This window comes from Mycobacterium sp. 1245801.1 (genome assembly GCF_001673055.1).
Taxonomy (GTDB): Bacteria; Actinomycetota; Actinomycetes; order Mycobacteriales; family Mycobacteriaceae; genus Mycobacterium; species Mycobacterium europaeum_A.
On sequence record NZ_LZKY01000241.1, the window covers coordinates 31,750 to 49,562 of the forward strand.

15 protein-coding genes are annotated in these 17,813 nt (G+C 67.0%); 9 read left to right on the top strand and 6 right to left on the bottom strand.

Annotated elements, in window-relative coordinates; all coding sequences use genetic code 11:
* Window positions 1-126: 126 nt before the first annotated feature.
* The 8 genes from A5622_RS15540 to A5622_RS15575 all read left to right on the top strand — a co-directional run bounded on the left by A5622_RS15540 (window position 127) and on the right by A5622_RS15575 (window position 11,780).
* Window positions 127-4,440, top strand: coding sequence for an AAA family ATPase (locus A5622_RS15540; RefSeq protein WP_197508026.1), 4,314 nt, complete (start codon window positions 127-129; stop codon window positions 4,438-4,440).
* Window positions 4,441-4,540: 100 nt separating this feature from the next.
* Complete coding sequence (locus A5622_RS15545; protein WP_066879682.1) at window positions 4,541-5,341, top strand: hypothetical protein; 801 nt, start codon at window positions 4,541-4,543, stop codon at window positions 5,339-5,341.
* Complete coding sequence (locus tag A5622_RS15550) at window positions 5,307-6,515, top strand: polyprenyl synthetase family protein (RefSeq protein WP_082972233.1); 1,209 nt, start codon at window positions 5,307-5,309, stop codon at window positions 6,513-6,515. The genes A5622_RS15545 and A5622_RS15550 overlap by 35 nt, the downstream gene beginning before the upstream one ends.
* Window positions 6,512-6,970, top strand: a complete 459-nt coding sequence (locus tag A5622_RS15555; RefSeq protein ID WP_066860866.1) for a hypothetical protein — start codon at window positions 6,512-6,514, stop codon at window positions 6,968-6,970. The genes A5622_RS15550 and A5622_RS15555 overlap by 4 nt, the downstream gene beginning before the upstream one ends.
* Window positions 6,967-7,245: a hypothetical protein gene (locus tag A5622_RS30185; protein ID WP_066879685.1), complete on the top strand. Its 279-nt coding sequence runs from the start codon at window positions 6,967-6,969 to the stop codon at window positions 7,243-7,245. The genes A5622_RS15555 and A5622_RS30185 overlap by 4 nt, the downstream gene beginning before the upstream one ends.
* Window positions 7,242-8,264 carry a hypothetical protein gene (locus A5622_RS15565; protein WP_066860872.1) on the top strand — a complete coding sequence of 341 codons (1,023 nt, stop codon included), beginning with the start codon at window positions 7,242-7,244 and terminating at the stop codon, window positions 8,262-8,264. The genes A5622_RS30185 and A5622_RS15565 overlap by 4 nt, the downstream gene beginning before the upstream one ends.
* Complete coding sequence (locus A5622_RS15570; protein WP_066879688.1) at window positions 8,257-8,661, top strand: SCP-2 sterol transfer family protein; 405 nt, start codon at window positions 8,257-8,259, stop codon at window positions 8,659-8,661. Before A5622_RS15565 ends, A5622_RS15570 begins: the two co-directional genes overlap by 8 nt.
* The gene (locus A5622_RS15575; protein WP_066879691.1) at window positions 8,658-11,780 is read left to right on the top strand and encodes an NAD(P)-binding protein; all 3,123 of its coding nucleotides are present in this window, start codon (window positions 8,658-8,660) and stop codon (window positions 11,778-11,780) included. Before A5622_RS15570 ends, A5622_RS15575 begins: the two co-directional genes overlap by 4 nt.
* Window positions 11,781-11,797: 17 nt before the next feature.
* Here the strand turns inward: A5622_RS15575 and A5622_RS15580 are convergent, their stop codons facing one another.
* The 4 genes from A5622_RS15580 to A5622_RS15595 form a co-directional block, all read right to left on the bottom strand.
* On the bottom strand, window positions 11,798-12,199 hold the full coding sequence (locus tag A5622_RS15580; protein ID WP_066860964.1) for a flavodoxin family protein: 402 nt from the start codon (window positions 12,197-12,199) through the stop codon (window positions 11,798-11,800).
* A 62-nt stretch (window positions 12,200-12,261) separates the two neighbouring features.
* Window positions 12,262-12,717 carry a hypothetical protein gene (locus A5622_RS15585; protein WP_066879694.1) on the bottom strand — a complete coding sequence of 152 codons (456 nt, stop codon included), beginning with the start codon at window positions 12,715-12,717 and terminating at the stop codon, window positions 12,262-12,264.
* 24 nt (window positions 12,718-12,741) lie between these two features.
* Complete coding sequence (gene dapB, locus A5622_RS15590; protein ID WP_066860967.1) at window positions 12,742-13,479, bottom strand: 4-hydroxy-tetrahydrodipicolinate reductase; 738 nt, start codon at window positions 13,477-13,479, stop codon at window positions 12,742-12,744.
* A gap of 85 nt (window positions 13,480-13,564) precedes the next feature.
* Window positions 13,565-14,134 carry a hypothetical protein gene (locus A5622_RS15595; RefSeq protein ID WP_066860970.1) on the bottom strand — a complete coding sequence of 190 codons (570 nt, stop codon included), beginning with the start codon at window positions 14,132-14,134 and terminating at the stop codon, window positions 13,565-13,567.
* Between the two features lie 150 nt (window positions 14,135-14,284).
* Here A5622_RS15595 and A5622_RS15600 point away from each other — a divergent pair, with 150 nt between their 5' ends.
* Window positions 14,285-15,643, top strand: coding sequence for an HNH endonuclease signature motif containing protein (locus A5622_RS15600; protein ID WP_066879697.1), 1,359 nt, complete (start codon window positions 14,285-14,287; stop codon window positions 15,641-15,643).
* A gap of 5 nt (window positions 15,644-15,648) precedes the next feature.
* Here the strand turns inward: A5622_RS15600 and A5622_RS15605 are convergent, their stop codons facing one another.
* Together A5622_RS15605 and A5622_RS15610 are read right to left on the bottom strand one after the other, a co-directional pair.
* Complete coding sequence (locus tag A5622_RS15605) at window positions 15,649-16,731, bottom strand: dihydrodipicolinate reductase (protein WP_066879700.1); 1,083 nt, start codon at window positions 16,729-16,731, stop codon at window positions 15,649-15,651.
* Window positions 16,728-17,735, bottom strand: coding sequence for a Rieske 2Fe-2S domain-containing protein (locus A5622_RS15610; RefSeq protein ID WP_066860890.1), 1,008 nt, complete (start codon window positions 17,733-17,735; stop codon window positions 16,728-16,730). Before A5622_RS15610 ends, A5622_RS15605 begins: the two co-directional genes overlap by 4 nt.
* Window positions 17,736-17,813: the final 78 nt, after the last annotated feature.

Below are 17,813 nucleotides of genomic sequence, written 5' to 3' on the forward strand. Positions count from 1 at the left end.
CGGGACCGTCACTCCGGTGGGTGGACATTTCCCTTGGAGGGGAACCGCCATGCGCATGGGCTCGGACTCGCGATCCCCTTGCGGCGCCATCCGGCGCACGGCGCTCAGCACGGAGCGCCCCGGGCCGTGACGACGCCGGTACTGGATCTCGACGGCCGGGTGGCCGGCCGACGGCAGGAGCTCAGCGAACTCCGGAACGCGGTGGCGACGGCCGAACGGGTCAGCGGAGGGTGCGTCCTGCTCAGCGGGGTTCCCGGGGTGGGCAAGTCGACGCTCATCCAGGCGTTCGGCGTCGAGATCTCCCGGCGCGACTGCGTATTCGCCTACGGAAGGTGCCGCGACGGCGGCCCGGCTCCGTATTCCGCGCTGGCCGACGCGCTGAGCTCGGTCGTGCGCACCATGGAGGCCACCGGTCCGGCCGAGCGTGACCGTTGGCGAGCCGACCTCGTCAGCGAGATGTCGGGGTTTGCGGGTGTCCTCTCGCCACTCGTGCCTGAATTGGCGCCGGTGCTGGGTGAGCCCTCGACCGACACCGATCTCGACGCGGCGGACGCTCGCCGCCGGTTGCACCGCGCAGCCATCCTGCTGGTCTCGACCACGGCGTCCTACCGGCCGGTGGTGCTGGCGATCGACGACCTGCAGTGGGCGGACCGCGACACGTTGCTGCTGTTGTCCGAACTGCTGACGGTGTCGCTGCGCAACGTCCTGGTGGTCGGCGGGCACCGCGCGGGCGAGTTCGACCCGGACGCCGGGGGCATCAAATCGGACAACCTCACCACCATCGAACTGCAACCGCTGGCCACCGAGGACGTCGAGGAGCTGCTGGCCGACGTGTGCGGCCGGAGCGTGGAGCTGGCCGATGTGGCCGCCGAGTTCCACCATCGGACCGGCGGCAATCCGCTGCAGGTCCGTCAGCTGCTCTACCGCGCGCAACGCGAGGGCGCGCTGACCCCGGTCGGCCCCGGCGGCAACCCGAGCTGGGACCTGCGCGTGCTTACCTCGATCGAGGTTTCCGCCACGGCCGCCGAGTTTCTTGGCCGCTACCTCGACCAACTTCGCCCGATCGACCGCGAGGTGTTGGGTTCGCTGTCGTGCTTCGGCGGCGAGTTCGACCTGGACGACGCCACCGCGGCGGCCGCCCAGCCGCCCGAGGTGGTGGCCCAGGCGCTGTGGTCGTGCCTCGAACTTCGTCTGCTCGAGGCCGTCGACAGCGGCGGGCGACGGATCGCCAACGCGATCAGCCGCGACGCCCGGTACCGCTTCAGCCATGACCGGGTGACCGAGGCGGCGCGGGTGGCCCTGTCCGACGACGAGATCCGCGCGACACACCTGCGGATCGGTCGGTGGCTGGTCGAGCGGGAGGACGACCGGTTGTTCGAGGCCGCGCGCCACCTCGGCATCGGCGGACGTGGGCTCACCGACGACGCCGAGCGCGTTTGTTTCGTCGAGGTGTTGCGGCGGGCGGCACAGAAGGCGAGGGCCCAGGCTTCATTCCCGTTGGCGCTCAACTACTGCCGGGACGCACTGACGCTGCTCGGCGGGCAGCGTTGGACCGCACACTTCGATCTGACCCGGCAGCTGCAGCTCGACGCCGCCGACGCCGCGTTGCTGGTGGGTGACGTGCCCGCGCTGAATGCGCTACTCGACGAGGTCGAGGAGACCCTGCGCGACCCGCCGGACCGCGCGCGCATCGCTTATCTGCGACTCAAAGGGCGCGTCGCGCAGAACCGTCTGCAGGAGGCGCTCGAAATCGGGCTGCAAGCGCTCGCCGAGCTCGGCGAACGGGTGCCGACCGACGCGGGCACGCCACGCATGGCCAACGCGGTCGTCCGGATGAGGTTGACAATGCGCGGGTGGAGCAATGAACGGCTGCTTCAGCTGCCGCACTGCGATGACCAACGGGTCATCGCACTGCACCGGATTCTTGCCGAGCTATGCAACATGGCGGTCCGGGTCCGGCCCAACCTTCTGCCCTTGCTCGTGCGAAAGCAGCTCGATCTCACGCTGGCCCACGGCCACACGCCGTCTTCGCCGCTGGTCATTGCCGGTTACGGGATCGTCCGGGTGCTGCTCGGTGACCACGCGGGCGGCCAGCGCTTCGGCGAGGTAGCCATGCTGCTCGCCCAGCGGCCGGAATTCCGCGAGGCCCGGCCGCAGACGGTGTTCATGCACCTGGACTACATCCACCATTGGCGCCACCCCCTCCGCGAGGGCTTAGCCGAGCTTCGCGACGCCGTCGAGGAGGCGCTCGACCAAGGCGACCAGGAAAACGCCGGGCTTCTGGTCGCGGTCCTGCTCTCCCAGTCATTCTGGGCCGGTCGTCCCCTCCCTGAGATCGACGCCCTCGCCAGCTCCCTGATCCCACACATCCGTTCCCAGCCGGTTGCCGGCGCGCTTTGCCAGGCCGTGCAGCAGCTTTGCCTCAATCTGATGGGCCGCGGCGCCGATCCCTTCCTCCTCGCCGGCGAGAGCGGCTACGACGAGCGGGAAGTGCTGCCGGCGGCCCGCAGCGAGGGCGACGAGGTAGCCCTGGGTGCGGCCGCGACCATGAAGCAGGGCCTGCACTTCTGGTGTGGCGACTATGAGGGCACAGTCGCCGCGACGCCGGAGGCAATCGAGCACATCGGTGGGATGGCCGGCACTGCGATCTCAGAACTCATCTACCTGGTAGGCGCGCTAAGCATGATTCGACAGGCGCCGCGGGACCGCTCGACGGCCCACTTCGTGCGCCAGACTCTGGCATCGCACCGCAAGTGGGCGGCGAGCGCGCCGGAGAACTACGCGGCGTCGCACGCGCTGCTCCAGGGAGCCTGGGCCCGGGCGCGCGGGCAACACGCCAAGGCGGAGCGCTACTTGCATCAGGCGATTGAACTCGCCGAGGAAAGCCAGCTGCCGATGATCAGCGCTTACGCCCACGAGGAGGCCGCGGCGCTGTATGGCGACACGGGGCGGGCGCGGCTTCGGGACCACATGCTGGGGTCGGCGTACCAGCGCTGGCTGACTTTGGGTTTCGCGGTGCGCACCGACTGGCTGGCGCGCGAGCACCCCTGGCTGCTCAGGCGCGACCTCGTCCAGAAAGGCTCGGCGGGGATCGACCCTGTCGGCGCGCATCAGCTACTGCGCGCGCTGTCGGGAGCGCGAACTTCGGATGCCTTGGCCAACATCATTTTGGGCTCGGTCGCCGACACGACTGGTGCGGGCCGCGTCCTGCTCCTCACCGGCGACGCGGAGAACTTGGCCGTCCGGGCCATCCACGATCACGGCGAGATTTCGATCGTGGACGGGCCATGGACCGAGGTGTCTTATGACAGGAACATCGTGCGCCGCGTGCTGGACGGCGGCTCTCCGGCCATCGTCGCGGCCGACCGTCAGGCACGGACCCCGCCCGTCCTCATCGTTCCGATCACCTTGCACGACACAATAATCGGCGTGATTTACGCCGAGCGGGACGCACCGGACGGCAACTTTGTCGCCGAGCACCAGGAGGCGGTCGCCTTCTTGTGCGCCCAGGCCGCCGCGCCGCTGTGGAACTTCCAGCTCGAGGCCCGACTGCGGGCCGCCGACGAGTACCGACAGTCCCTCATGGACGCACAGTCGAGATTCGTGCCCAACGAGCTGCTGCGCATCCTCGACATCGACGACCTTCGCCGCGTCCGCAACGGCTACCGGGTCGAGCGCGAGATGACGGTGCTCATCAGCGACATCCGGGGCTACACCACCATGATCGAGGACATGAACGTCGGCGAGGCGAGCAACCTGGCGATGGGTTTTCTGCGTGCCGTCGAGCTCCCAATCATCGGCTATAACGGCATGATTCAAGACGTCCGCGGGGACGAGATCGTCGCTGTCTTCGAATCCGAGCCCGACGCCGTTCGGGCAGGACTGGCGATGCTGCGCTCCTTGCGCGCGCACAACGAAGAGCGAAAAGCAGCCGGATCCGAAGAACTACGGGCCGGAATCGGCATCAACACCGGGATGGTCGGAGTCGGGCTGGTCGGCGGGGTGAACCGCATGGTGCTCACCATCATTGGCGACGCGGTGAACCTGGCCGCGCGCATCGAGAGCACCAACAAGCGCTACGGCTCCGCCTTGCTCATCTCTGATCACACGTACCAGCGCCTCGGGGCGTCCGAGCGGTTCAACGTCCGCCGCATGGAGCGCGTCATGGTGGTCAACCGACGTCGACCGGTGACGATTTACGAAGTGTACGACGAGGATTCGGCTGCACTTCGCGCCGCGAAACGCGCGGCGCAGCCCGCGTTCGACGAGGCCTTCGCCCTTTTCGACGCGGGCGACGTCGATGCGGCGCGCGCCGCCTTCGAACGATGCCGCGCGCTGCTGCCCGAAGACCCCGTCGCTCCGCTGCATCTGGCGCACTGCGACGCGATGGCGCGCGGTGAAATGACCCCTGGTCAAGAGGTCGCACTCCTGAACAAGTAGCGCACTACCCCACTTTCGGAACTTTGCCGAACCGATTGCGCGACGTGTGGTATTTGTCACATGATTTGTACCGACAGCCGGGGGCGGTCAAGGAGCGGCCATGTACCTGAGTGCAGAACGGTTGGCCCTTGCCAATCAAGCAGTCAAAGAGACGTTCGGGCAGTGCAGCGTTGCCTGGCAGGCCATCCCGCACTGGGACACCGGCGACCCTGGTCAGATGTTTGTCTCCGATGGCATCGTCAAAACTCCAAATGTTGTGCCATTGACGCCGAAGAGCTCAAAGATCGACGTATCGCTCGCGCAGGCGATCGCGCCGACCCCCGACGCGCTGCTCACCGCGGCCACCGCGGCGGCCGTCGACCTGGCCAAGCAGGTTGACCAAGACGTCATCCCAGCGATCTACGGGAAGGTCCCCGCACCGAATCTGACGACCATCGCGGCAGCAAACATCAACCCAAAGGACCTGCAAACCCCGCTTCTGACCTCCCGGGTGCACGTCGAAGATGCCGGGTATCGGGCGCCCTCCTGCCTCGTTACCAATACGCTCGGGCTCACCAAGCTCAACGAATTCGTCAGCGGGTACGTCAACATCCTTCAGCAGCTGATGATGGTGGCGAATGTCAACGCGTTACACCGAATCGACAACGTCCAAACCGCACCCCCTTCAGCCCCCGATACGGGGGAGCGGCTGCTCGTCATCGGCCGTCGGCGGCGGATCCCCCAGGGCGCGGCGCCGGAGGCCTCGCCCGGTGAGGAGCCCGTGGACCTCGCGGTCAGCGTGTTGCCCAGCCTTGCGGTCGCCGGCGAAAACAGCTCGGGTGGAATCGAGCTCTACGCGCGGATCAGTTATGCAACAAGGGTCACGGATGCTACCGGCCTCGCCGCTGTCGCACACGGCTAACCGACTTGACGGCAGCATCAACCCGACCGCAGGCAACCCACTCGACGACTACCTTGAGCTGTGCAAGCAGGCCTGCGACAGCGAGATCGAGCGGCTCTACGGTCCGGGTGAACGCGGGTCGAACGGCCTCTACGACCTGATCCTCGATTATCCGCTGCGCGGCGGCAAGGCGCTGCGACCGGCGCTGAGCATCGCGATGTGCCTTGGGCTCGGCGGCCACCTCGAGGCCATATTGCCCACCGCCGCGACCCTCGAGCTGTACCACAACGCGTTTCTCATCCACGACGACATCGAGGACGAATCCTGGTGGCGGCGAGGCAAGCCCACGCTGCACATCGACCATGGCGTGCCGATCGCCGTCAACGTCGGCGACGCCATGCTCTCGCTGTCGCTACAACCGCTACTGGACAACGTCGAGCGGGTAGGGCTCGGACCCGCCCTGCGCATCCTGCGGGCCGTCGCCAAGATGACCCGGCTGACCGTCGACGGGCAGGCGCTGGAGCTCGAGTGGGTCCGGTCCAACACGTGGCGGCTCCAGGATGCCGACTACCTCAAGATGGTGGAACTCAAGACGAGCTGGTACTCCTTCATCACGCCGCTACACGCCGGCGCGATCGCCGCTGGCGCCGGAGCAGAGCGGTTGCCTCCGTTGGAATCCCTCGGCCGCCACCTGGGAGCGGCCTTCCAGATCACCGACGACCTGCTGAACTTGCGGGCGGACCCGCAGGAGTACGGGAAGGAGATCGGCGGCGACCTCTGGGAGGGCAAGCGGACCCTGATGCTGCTGCACACCTTGCGAAGTGCCGAACCGCAGGACCAGGTTCGGGCGGTGGCGATTCTGGCCAAGCGCCGACCGAGCGCCGACGGCGAGTTGGGGCTGACCAACCTGCTCGATCGCCTCACCGCCCGCGGTGAACTGTCCCAGTCGGGTCGGGCGGAGATCGAGGCCCGGCTGCAGGGGCATCATCCGTCGGAGCCCAAGGCCCTCAAGGACATTCAATGGCTCTATGAATTGATGCACCGCGTGGGCTCGCTCGAGCATGCCCGCGACGTCGCCGCCGGGCATGCCCAGAAGGCTGCCGTGGCGCTCGCGAAGCTCGACTGGTTGCCGCACAGTCGTCATCGAGACATGCTGGCCGACCTGGTGGACTACGTACACGGGCGGACCCGATGAACCCCGAAGCCACGCTCGGCATGCTGGCGGAACTCGAGCGGATCCGCGAGCTCACTCTTGACCTCATCGAACAACAAGCCCCGCAGTTGCAGCCGCCCCCGCCGGACGAAGCCGCCGAGATGCAGCGCAGGGTGTTCGACCTACTCCTGGGGGCGCGCCGAGCGGTCCTCGGCAATCCCGCGGCCGCCCGACGGCTGCACGACCTCCTCGTCGCCGAGGGCCGCCGTTACGCAAGCACACCCCGCGGGGCACGGCTACGCGACGCGTTGGCCGCCTCGGAAGCGGTGGAGAACCTACGGCGCGTCTGGGAGATGGTGAGCCTCAACGTTCTCGGCGGTCCCGCCGCGCCCGATGCCGTTCCCGACGCCTGGGTGGATCTGATGGCAGACGCCGTCGTCGGGCGTGGCCTCGACGATTCGATTCTGAATCGCCTGCGGCCCGAGGGGTTTGCATGACGCTCACCGATCCTCGCGAAGCTCTCGCAGACCAAAGCGATTTCATCGGCTATCTGGTCGGCCTTGCCGGCGTCGCCCGGGTGGTGCACAGCCTGGCCACAGACGGCGAAGGCCGAGCCGGGCACCCCCGCGCCCCAGACGACTTCGTGCACCTTCTGCTCGGGTTTGCGAGCCTCGGAGCGACGATCGAGGGATTCGCCAATTCGGCTGTCGCACAGCCGAATCCGAGTGCCACGCCACCACCCCCGGACCCGAGTACGCGGTGGCTCCGATGAGCGCGCTCCTGGCCCGCAGCGACTTCCTCCGCGCCCCGGTGCTGGCCACCGCCCGGCCCGCGGGTTTCAAGGAGTGGCAGCACTTCGTGATTCACGGGCTGGACGTGCGGGTTTTGATCAACTTCAGCCTCAACAATGAACTGCTCGCCGGAGACGAAGTCCGGCTCGCACCACGCGTCATCATCATCGCTCACGACGAGACATGGACCGGCGCCATCGAGCGGTTCGACGGGCGCGCTCTGAACGTCTCGGCCGATCTGGGTGAACTGACCATCGGCGGTAACCGAATGACCATCGTGCCCGACGGCTATCGCGTGGCAATCGATTTGCCTGACAACGGTATTCGGGGCGAACTGCACTTCATCTCGGCGAGCCGGCCATTCGTGGTCCGCAACGAACCGGCGGGTGAAGGCCGCGTCAGCTGGCTCTTCGTACCGAGGCTGCGCGCCGACGGATGGCTGCGCATCGGCGGACGAGAACACCGTTTTGAGGACGACCTCGCCTATCACGACCACAACTGGGGTCGGTTCCGGTGGGGCGACGACTTTGGTTGGACGTGGGGCACCATTTTGCCGGCCAGACCCGGAGACCCGTGGTCGATGGTATCCGTGCATATCACCGACGGGAGGCGGCAGCGCTCTCTGTCCCGATCGCTCTACGTGTGGCACCACGACGAGCCCGCCGCGATATTTCGCCACGCGGCGGTGCAGGCGCGCACCCACGGCCTGCTCGACCGCGCGGCCGACTGCGTCTTGCCGCCCCCGATGCGGCTGCTACTGGACGGCGAGGTGCCGGGGGTGCCGGAACGGATCGAGATCACCGCCACGCGGGCTGGCGACAAGGTGCACGCCGAGTTCCGCTCGCGTTCTTATACCCGCCTGGCCCAACCGAGCGAGGTACACCTCGACCGATCGACTGTGCTCTGCGAAGCCGACGGCGCCGTTCGGGCGAGCGGCACAGTGAATGGCGAAGACTTCGACTTCGTCGGTACCGGAGTATTCGAGTTCCTCCATGGCTGAACGGGTTTCGTCGCTACTGCGGCGTTCAGTCGAGCACCTCGAGGACGAGGTGCCCGACAGTTACCGGGCGCTGGTCGCAGAGCTCGGCCCGATGGTGGTCGAGCTCGACGTCGACGGTGAGGTGTTTTCCCTGCGTGGTGGTGATCGACTTCAGGTGTTCGACGGTGCGGCGCAGACTCCATCCGTCCGGATCATCACCTCGCGCGCCGCCATCCTTGACGTGCTGGATGCCCGGGTGGCGCTCGGGGCGGCCGTGGAGGCGGGCGCGGTGAGCGTGTGGGGTTCGCTCGATGACGTCCAGCGGGCCCACGACTCGCTGCTGGCGTACGTCCATGCGGCGGTGCGGGCGCCCTCGCAGCCCGGCGTGCTGTCCGAACTCCGTTCGGGGGCAGCATGACTGAGAGCATCTGCACCCCGGGATCGGGCGAACCTCGTCCCACTGTGGCGGTCCTCGGGGCGGGCATCGCCGGGCTCACCGCGGCGCACGAGCTCGCCGAGCGCGGCTTCGTCGTCACGGTGTACGAGGGCCGACCCGACGAACGGAATGGACTGGGAGCCCAGCCGGCCGGAACATACCCGCCCGTCAAGATTGGCGGCCTCGCCGCGTCTCAGTACTCGACGGTGGGCCCGCAAGGCGGAAGCCAAGCCCAGCTGCGTCCCTTCCCAGGCCGGCGGGGCCAGCCGCGTCCTCCCGGCCGAGCGGTTGCGGGTGAACACGGCTTCCGCTTCTTCCCCGCGTACTACTTACACACCTGGGACATGTTCCAGCGCATTCCGGTCTACCAATACAGCGGTACGGCCGGCTGGACGCCGACTTCCCGCACCGTGTACGACAACGTCCGGCGGGTGATCACCCAGGGCATGACGGTTGGCGGCAAGCCCTCCCTCGTCTTTCCCCGTGAACTCCCCCGCAGTCCTGCCGAGTTTCTCGGCATCCTCAGCCAGATCGCCGGATTGGGCTTCACCGCCGAAGATCTCGCAATCTTCCAGAGCCGGATACTCCGCTATCTGGCCACCAGCCCCTTGCGACGCGCCATCGAATTGCAGAACCTCTCCGCCTACGACTTCTTCGTCGGGTACGACAGCTCGACCGGGACCAAGCAATTCTCCTATTCGCCGAGTTTCGACGCGCTCTTGCGCGAGATGCCAAGGGTCCTGGCCGCTTTCGACTCGCGTTGGGGGGACGCACGGACCAACATCACCACTTATCTTCAGCTGTACCTGAACATGGACCGCCACGACGATAAGGCCGACGGGGTACTCAACGGTCCCACCACCGAGGTGTGGTTCGACAACTGGTACCACCACCTCGTCGCGCTTGGCGTACGTTTCGTGCGCGGTGTGGCGAGTCGCCTCGATTCTTTCGCCTTCGACCCGAGCCAGCCGCCCCATCTCCGACCTCGCGTGCAGATCACGTTCGCCGACGGTACGCGGGTGACTCCGGACTACACCGTCGTCGCCGTCGATGCCCCCGCAGCCGAATCCATCACCGCGCCGCTGCGCGCGGCGGGCACAGGCGGCACCGTAGGTAGGCTCGACGGATTTACTACGTCTGCACCCCCACCCGACGGTCCGCTGCAACCCGCCTCGGCACGGGTCCCGCGGCGACGGAATCCTTACAACATGGACGAGCTCGGACGAGTGCCCTGGGATCGGTTCCAAACGCTGTGCGGCATCCAGTATTACTTCGACACGGAATTCCAGCTGCTCCGAGGACACATGCTCTACGCCGGCACGGAGTGGGCGCTCTCGTCGATCAATCAGCATGGATTCTGGGAGAAGGAACCGATTCTGGACCGCGACGGCCACGTTTCGGTGCTGTCCGTCGACGTCGGGGACTTCAATACCCTCTCCCGGCACCTGGGCAAGGCGGCCCGCGACTGCGCTCCTGATGAACTCGCCGCGGAAGTGTGGCGCCAGATCGTTGCCGCCCTCACGAGCAACAACGAATCCCTTGCGGCGGAGGCGATGCCGTGGCCCGCGTGGTACGCGCTGGATCGCGGCCTGAAAATGGCCGCCGGACCCGGTCAGGGCCAGGGTCGCGTGGTTCAAAACGAGACGCCGTACCTCGTTCCCATCATCGGCGACTGGGACAATCGGCCCGGCAGCGACCCGTGGAACCCGCACGGATCGTCTTGGAGTAGCGCACCGCCCGAGGACTGGTGGCTCGAAGACCTGGAGCTGCGGAACGTCTGGCAAGCCCGCCACGGCGGCTATCAGGTACACAACAATTCGGTGGTCTTCGGGGGCACTTGGAACAAGACCTTTACCCGGATGACCTCAATGGAGGCCGCGTGCGAGTCGGGACGTCACGCCGTCAACGCCATCCTCGACCACTACGTCTGGGTGGCATCGGGTGGTCGCGATCGCCGGGAGAAGACCACGCTCGCTTGGGAGTTTCCCTTCGGCTTCCTCGATCAAGGTCTGTCGAGCCCGATTCGATTCCCGACCCCAGCCGGTGACTATTGCTACGTGTTCGACTGCGAAAATCGTGAGCCGGCCGACACGCGCCTGCTACGCAACATCGATTCGAAGTTCTGCGAGCAGTCACTGCCGCATCCACTGGACATCCCGGCCGCGCTTTCGTTCGGTGCCCCTCCGTCCCCTATTCCCACCTTCACGGGAGGTCAGAAAATGTTCACGCCCACAGCCGATTCCAACCAGCAGTTGCTCAACTACCTCCAGGCTTGGCGACAGATTCTCGACCAGTGGACGGCCATGGCAGCCGCGTCACCATTTCCGAACGCCCCGAACGTGTTTCCCACCGCGCCGCCGGGAGGTCAGTTCGCGCCGCCGTTCACGCCCTTCATGCCGTTGATGCCGACCGCGCCGTTCATGCCGCCGGCGCCGTCCGCCGCTGCGACGTCACCAGCGCCACCCGCGCCGGCCGACTATGCCCAGCAACTGTTCAGCTATCTTCAGGCGTGGCGGCAATACCTCGAGCAGGCGGCGGGCACAATGGCACCGTCAACGCAGCCATCGAACACCGGGCAGCCGACCGGCGTTCCCAACGGCGGCGGCAACGCCGGCACCAAGCGCCCGCCGGATACGCCGATTCCGCCCATAAGCGATACCGGCAGCAAGAGCGGTCCACAGGACGGCGACGGCAACGGCTCGTCTTCAACCTGGCCTCCGCCGATGCAGAGATTAGCGCCCGACAGCTACACCCTGAGCCAAATCAGCGGCGTCGGATCCGAACTGGCGGGGACCCCCATCGGCGGTGGGACAGAAACGTCGCAGCTGATTCCGCCCGATGTAGATTGGTCTACCCAGTACGAACCAATTGAACTCCCCCGCGAGCTAATCCAGAGGTTGGACGCGACCGCCTCATCGGCACGGCCCAGAGCCTCGCAGGTCTTATCGGAAACCCCCGAGCCACAGGCCGGTTCGGCATTTCTCAGGACGATGCACAGCGTGGAACCCTCCGCGTCGCCCCAGGTCGCCCCGAGGTCGCTGTTCTCCACTCCGGGCGCTTCGACAAGCTTCCGGGAACACGGTGAGACACCCTCGCCCTGACCGGTTTTAGACGGCACTCACTCCATCAACTGTGCGGCGACGGTCGCGCCGAGCTCCCAGCACGCCTGCAGCTCATCCTTGGTCGGCTTGCCCGAAACCACCACGGTCGCCGCGGCTTTGGACCAACCCAGCCCGGTGGTGATGGTGTCGACGGCACGCTCGGCGCCCTCGGTGCCCTCGTTGCCGTGCAGGTAGAGCCCGAACGGTCGCCCGCGCGTGGAGTCGAGCAATTGGTAATAGGCGCAGTCGAACGCGTGCTTGAGGGCGCCCGAGATGTATCCGAGGTTCGCGGGCGTGCCCAGCAGGTAACCGTCGGCGGCCAGCATCTCGGCCGGCGACACCGTCAGCGCCGGGCGCCGCAGCACGTCCACGCCCTCGATGTCGGGGTCGGTGGCCCCGGAAACCACCGCCTCGAACATCTCGTGGGTATGCGGTGACGGCGTGTGGTGCACGATCAGCAGCGTCTTGCGCGGTGTTTCGTTCACTGGCGGCCCTGCAGCTCGACCGCAGTCCTCATCGCCTCGCGCGCGCGGCGGCGGTCGCCGGCGTAGTCGTACGCGCGGGCCAGCCGATACCAGCGCCGCCAGTCCTCGGGGTGGTCCTGCACTTCGGTGCGCACCGCGGCGAACAGTTCGTCGGCCGCGGCGCGCTGGATGCGGCCCGACGGCCGGCGCGGCAGCGCGCTGGTGTCCAGTTCCATTCCGTCGGCGGCGATCAGCCGGGCCAGCTTCTGGTGCGCGAATCCGGCGCGCAGGGTGGCGATCATCGCCCAGAGCCCGATCACCGGCAGGATCAACACCGCCAGTCCGAGGCCGACGGCCGCGACCCGCCCGGAGCCGATCATCGCGAAGGCGACGCGCCCCAACAGCACGAAGTACACCAACAGCGCGACGCACATGAAGGCGACGAGCAATTGGGTGCGCAGCGCTTTGGTCATGGCAGAGGTCATGGCAGATTCAGGTCATTGCAGATCGAGCAGGGCCTCGAGACCCACCGTGAGGCCCGGGTGTTCCTTGATCCGCCGCACGGCCAGCAGCACACCGGGCACGAACGAGGTCCGGTCGATGCTGTCGTGCCGGATGCTCAGCGTCTCCCCCTCGGTGCCGAACAGGATCTCCTGATGGGCGACCAGCCCGGCCAGCCGCACCGAGTGCACCGGGATGCCGTCGACGTCCGCGCCACGCGCGCCCGGCAGGCTGGTGCTGGTGGCATCGGGGTTGGGCGGCAAGTCTTTTCGCGACTCGGCGATCAGTTTCGCGGTGCGCGTCGCGGTTCCCGACGGGGCGTCGGCCTTGTGCGGGTGATGCAGCTCGATCACCTCTGCCGAGTCGAAGAAGGGCGCCGCCTGCTTGGCGAAGTGCATCGACAGCACCGCCCCGATCGCGAAGTTCGGCGCGATCAGCACCGACGTGCCCGGGCTGTCGGCGAGCCAATCCTGCACCTGCTGCAGCCGCTCGGCGGTGAAGCCCGTGGTCCCCACGACGGCATGAATTCCGTTGTCTATGACGAACTTCAGATTGTCCATCACCACGTCGGGGTGGGTGAAGTCGATGACGACCTCGGTGTTGCCCCCGGTCAGCAGGCTCATCGGATCACCGGCGTCCACCTCCGCGGACAAGCTCAGATCCTCGGCGGCCTGCACGCCCGCCACCATCGCCGACCCGACCTTGCCCTTGGCTCCCAGCACTCCTACCCGCATGGCCTTCACCCTAGACCGGGACGTTTTCTGCGCCGCGGTGTGCGTCGAGTTGTTGCGTGGCGACTCGACCGTACGTTTCGCGCGATCAGGTGTGGACGATGAAGCCCGCTTCGGTGTAGGGCGCGGGCTGCTCGGGATCGTTGATCGTGAGGTACAGCTCGCCGGCCGTCGGCATCGCGAAGCCGACAAATCCGTGCGCGGTCTGCCCGTCGTGTAGGCCGCCCGTGACCAGCGGGGGCATCTTGTCGAGCCTGCGGAAGTCGACCGCAAGCGTTGACGGCTGGGGCGCGTCGTCGGGATGGGTCCATGGCTGATTGCCGCCGCCGTATCCGGCGAACATGTAGTGCTGGTCGAGCTTGAAGAACCGGTGGGACGTCGCGGTGATAGTCAGTTCCACCACGTTGCATGCGGAGCCAGGCGTCGGACTCGCGAAATGCGAGGTGCATCCCGGCGGGAACCACGTCGCGCTGTTGACGGTGATGTCGGCGGTCGCGCCGCTGGCCGCCTGCACATGCACGGGCACGCCCATCTGACCGATCGGGAACGGTGCACTGTCTGGCGTGGAGTCGGCCGAACCGGTGGCAGATGAGCATGCGGCGATGGCGGCGATGGCCGTGGCGACCGCGGCTGGCGCAATGACGAATCTCGCGCGCACCACGGGTGGTTACCCGCAGCGCCGTCGCGAAAAACGCTCCGACGCCCACGCGCAATCCGAGTCCGGGGCGCGCTGTGCACAGTTCGAGGTTCATCCACAACCGCGGCGCGATCCGCCTCCCTCGTCGCGCCGCGCCCGTAGCATTCGAACATGCATTCGATCGAGGTCCCCGCTGAGGTGGCCGCCGCGCTGGATGCCCAGGATGCCGCCGATGCGGCGATCCGCGGCCTGGACTTCGACGCGCTGAGCCCCGCAGTCCGGCTGCGCGTGCTCGAACGGATGGAGGCCTCGCGCCGGCGACAGATCGCGGTGAGCCACGACCTGATCGCCGGTTTGGCGGCGGCGGATCCCGCCGACATCGGCGGCCCGGTGCACAAAGTGGTCGCCGACCGGCTGCGGATCAGCTATGCCGAGGCGTGCCGTCGGCTCCGCGACGCCACCGAGCTGTCTCCGCACTTGACCCTCACCGGCGCGGAGCTGCCGCCACAATTGCCGGCTACGGCCGTGGCGTGGCGCGACGGGCTGCTCGACGGTCAGCACCTGCGCGTGATCCAGACGTTCGTCCGGGATCTCCCGGACTCGGTCCCCGCTGCCACGGTGGACGACGCCGAGCGATTCCTGGCCGATCAGGCCCGTCGGCTGCGCCCCGATCAGTTGCAGAAGCTCGCACACCAGTGCGCCCTGCGGATCAACCCGGATGGAAAGTTCTCCGACGCCGACCGTGCACGCCAGCGCGGGTTCAGCTGGTGCGGCCAACGACCCGATGGGATGAGCATCGGGAAGCTGGTCGCCTCACCCGACCTGCGCGCCAACCTCGACGCATGGCTGTCCAGGTTTGCGGCTCCGGGGATGTGCAACCCCGACGACGAAACGCCTTGCGTTACAGGCCAACCCGATGATGAGCGCGCCCGCCGCGACATGCGCAGTCCCGCCCAGCGCCAACACGACGCACTCAACGCCCTGGTGCGAGGCCAGCTGGGCGATCCGAAACTGGGTCAGCACAACGGATTGCCGGTGACCGTCATCGTGTCGACCACCCTGCAGGAACTGACGGCGGGCGTGGGGCGCGCGGTGACCGGCGGCGGAACGCTGCTACCGATGCGCGATGTGATCCGGATGGCCCGCCACGCCTACCACTACCTCGCCGTATTCGACGAGCACTCTAGCCGCCCACTGTATCTCGGCCGGTCGCGGCGCATTGCCACACCGGATCAGCGCATCGTCTTGTACGCGCACGACCGCGGCTGCAGTTACCCCGGCTGCGACGCCCCCGGCTATTGGTGCGAGGTGCATCATTGCGCTGAGTGGGCGGCCGGCGGCACGACGGACGCGAACAACCTCACTTTCGCCTGCGCGCCGCATCACAAGCTGGCCGGAAGAGGCTGGCGGACAAGCAAAACGCCACGAGGCCGCACCCAGTGGATCCCGCCGCCGCAGCTGGACCGCGGCGCGCGCACCAACGACTTTCGCCATCCCGAACGCCTCTTCGACGACGGTGCGTCGCCGTGACGGGCCTACTTCTTGAACCGCCCGGCGAATCCGCGCAGCGGCAGGTCGGCGCTGGTGATCAGTCCCGGCGGTGCCGCCACCACCGACTTGATCGAGGCCAGCGCGGGCATGCCGGTGACGGTCATCCCGATCGAGGCGAAGTTGTCCGGGTTGGACAGGTCGACGCCGGGCTTGGGGAAGATCATGTGCTTGTTGTAGATGCACGGATCGCCCTTGATCTGAGTGATGTAGCAGCCCTTGATGTTCCAGCTCGGGTCGGTGTGCGGGGTCATCTGCCATTCCAGGTGCGTCTCGACCCGCGGCACGCCGTCGACCATGCCCTGGTACTTGATGTAGTTACCACCCAGCGAACCCTTGGGCAGCGTGTACCAGCCCAGGTCGACGTCCTTGGTGCACGCGCCGAGCTCGTAGCTGAACTTGACCTCGTCGAGCGTCAGGTCGAAACAGTCGGCCATCATGTACACGCTGTCGGCGAAGACGCGGGTGTACTTCTCGAGCTTCGACGGAATTTCGGGGTCGTCGACCGGCTGGCCGTAACCCACCTCGATCCAGGTGTCCCTGGAGTGGTGGCATGACACATCGACGGACTCGATGGTGGTCACGTTCTCGATGTCGGCGACGTCGGCCGAGCACACCACGCCCAGGATCTGGTTCAGCCCGGGGTTCATCCCGGTCCCGTAAAAGGTTGCGCCGCCCTTCTCGGCGGCCTCCGCCAACAGCTGGGTCACCGGCTTGCCCGAGGGATGCGGGTGATTCTTGTCGCGATGCCAGCCGGTGATCCAGTCGGCTGTGGTGACGATGTTGATGCCGGCCTCGAGCACCTTGACGTAGAGGTCCTCGTCCGGGAACACCCCGTGGAACGTCAGCACGTCCGGCTTGGCGGCGATGATCTCCTCGACCGTCCCGGTGAAGGCCACCCCGTTGGGCGCCAAGCCGGCGAACTCGCCGGTGTCCTTACCGACCTTCTCCGGCGAATAGCAGTGCACGCCAATGAGTTCGATGTCGGGCTGGGTGGCGATCCGCTTGATCATCTCGGTGCCGACGTTGCCGCTTCCAACCTGAAAGACGCGAACCGGTGCTGTACTCATTGCCTTGAGCCTTCCTGCGTTGCGAACGCCTCGGGATAGAACTGCTTGGCCCACTTGCGGATTGCGGTGAAGCCCTCGTACTCGTCGGTGGCCAGCGCGGGTGGGTCCGAATACCGCTGGTGCCGCCAGATCTCGATGTCCTGCTCGAACTGGCGGATGACCTCGCGCCCGAATTCGTCCGCCTTGGTGGCGGCGCGGTCCGGGTCCTTGTGCGGTGTGTGGCCGATGTAGACCATGAAGCGCACATCGGAGGTGAACTCGTCGATCGGCGTGATCGCCGAAATGGTGCGGTTGTCGATCATGCCCCAGCTCTTGGTCACCGCGATGCCCAGACCGCCGTTGATGGCTTGCACGCCGCTGTTGACGTCCTCGATCTTCTGCCCGTCGTCGCCCTCGAACGTGATGGTGAAGTCGACGTAGGACACCGGCTCGGCGAAGTCGTGGCGGGTGAACACCGGCACGATCGGGGTGTTGTGCACGAACTTGAAGTGCGCGAAGTCCACCCCGTTCTCCAGCACGTATTGCGGGTGCAGTTCCAGGCTTTCGCGATAGAGCCGCTGCTGCGGGTAGTAGTCGTCCGCGCTGCTCCCGTCGCCGAACGCGGTGAACACGTCCGGCACGTCGAAGTAGGGTTCGCGGCGCTCCAGGTCGTGCCAGATGTACACCGACGCGTTGCGCTCCACCACCGGGTAGGTCCGAATGCGGCGGCCGCGGTTGGGCCGGTCCTGGTACGGGATGCAGACGTTGCGACCCTCGGCGCTCCACTGCCAACCGTGGAACGGGCACTGCAGCACCTCGCCGACGACCTTGCCGCCATACCCCAGGTGCGCGCCCAGGTGCTCGCAGTAGGCGTTCATCACCGTGAGCTCGCCGGATGCGGCGCGCCAGGCCACCATCTCCTGGTCGAAGTACTTCATTGTGTGCACGTCGCCGACGCCAATCTCGTCGGACCAGGCGACCTGGAACCAGCCGGTCGGTTTCATCGACAACGGTGGCTTAGCCATCGAGCCCTGCCATGTGAACTGCCCTCCCTCGCGTACGAATGATAAGCCGCCCGTCCCCAAAATCAAAGTACCCTCTAT

What these genes read in the sequence shown, in the direction of transcription:
- A5622_RS15545 (WP_066879682.1), top strand. Translation starts at nt 4,541, where the DNA reads ATGTACCTGAGTGCAGAACGGTTGGCCCTTGCCAATCAAGCAGTCAAA.
- A5622_RS15550 (WP_082972233.1), top strand. Translation starts at nt 5,307, where the DNA reads ATGCTACCGGCCTCGCCGCTGTCGCACACGGCTAACCGACTTGACGGC.
- A5622_RS15555 (WP_066860866.1), top strand. Translation starts at nt 6,512, where the DNA reads ATGAACCCCGAAGCCACGCTCGGCATGCTGGCGGAACTCGAGCGGATC.
- A5622_RS30185 (WP_066879685.1), top strand. Translation starts at nt 6,967, where the DNA reads ATGACGCTCACCGATCCTCGCGAAGCTCTCGCAGACCAAAGCGATTTC.
- A5622_RS15565 (WP_066860872.1), top strand. Translation starts at nt 7,242, where the DNA reads ATGAGCGCGCTCCTGGCCCGCAGCGACTTCCTCCGCGCCCCGGTGCTG.
- A5622_RS15570 (WP_066879688.1), top strand. Translation starts at nt 8,257, where the DNA reads ATGGCTGAACGGGTTTCGTCGCTACTGCGGCGTTCAGTCGAGCACCTC.
- A5622_RS15575 (WP_066879691.1), top strand. Translation starts at nt 8,658, where the DNA reads ATGACTGAGAGCATCTGCACCCCGGGATCGGGCGAACCTCGTCCCACT.
- A5622_RS15580 (WP_066860964.1), bottom strand. Translation starts at nt 12,199, where the DNA reads ATGTTCGAGGCGGTGGTTTCCGGGGCCACCGACCCCGACATCGAGGGC.
- A5622_RS15585 (WP_066879694.1), bottom strand. Translation starts at nt 12,717, where the DNA reads ATGACCAAAGCGCTGCGCACCCAATTGCTCGTCGCCTTCATGTGCGTC.
- dapB (WP_066860967.1), bottom strand. Translation starts at nt 13,479, where the DNA reads ATGCGGGTAGGAGTGCTGGGAGCCAAGGGCAAGGTCGGGTCGGCGATG.
- A5622_RS15600 (WP_066879697.1), top strand. Translation starts at nt 14,285, where the DNA reads ATGCATTCGATCGAGGTCCCCGCTGAGGTGGCCGCCGCGCTGGATGCC.
- A5622_RS15605 (WP_066879700.1), bottom strand. Translation starts at nt 16,731, where the DNA reads ATGAGTACAGCACCGGTTCGCGTCTTTCAGGTTGGAAGCGGCAACGTC.
- A5622_RS15610 (WP_066860890.1), bottom strand. Translation starts at nt 17,735, where the DNA reads ATGGCTAAGCCACCGTTGTCGATGAAACCGACCGGCTGGTTCCAGGTC.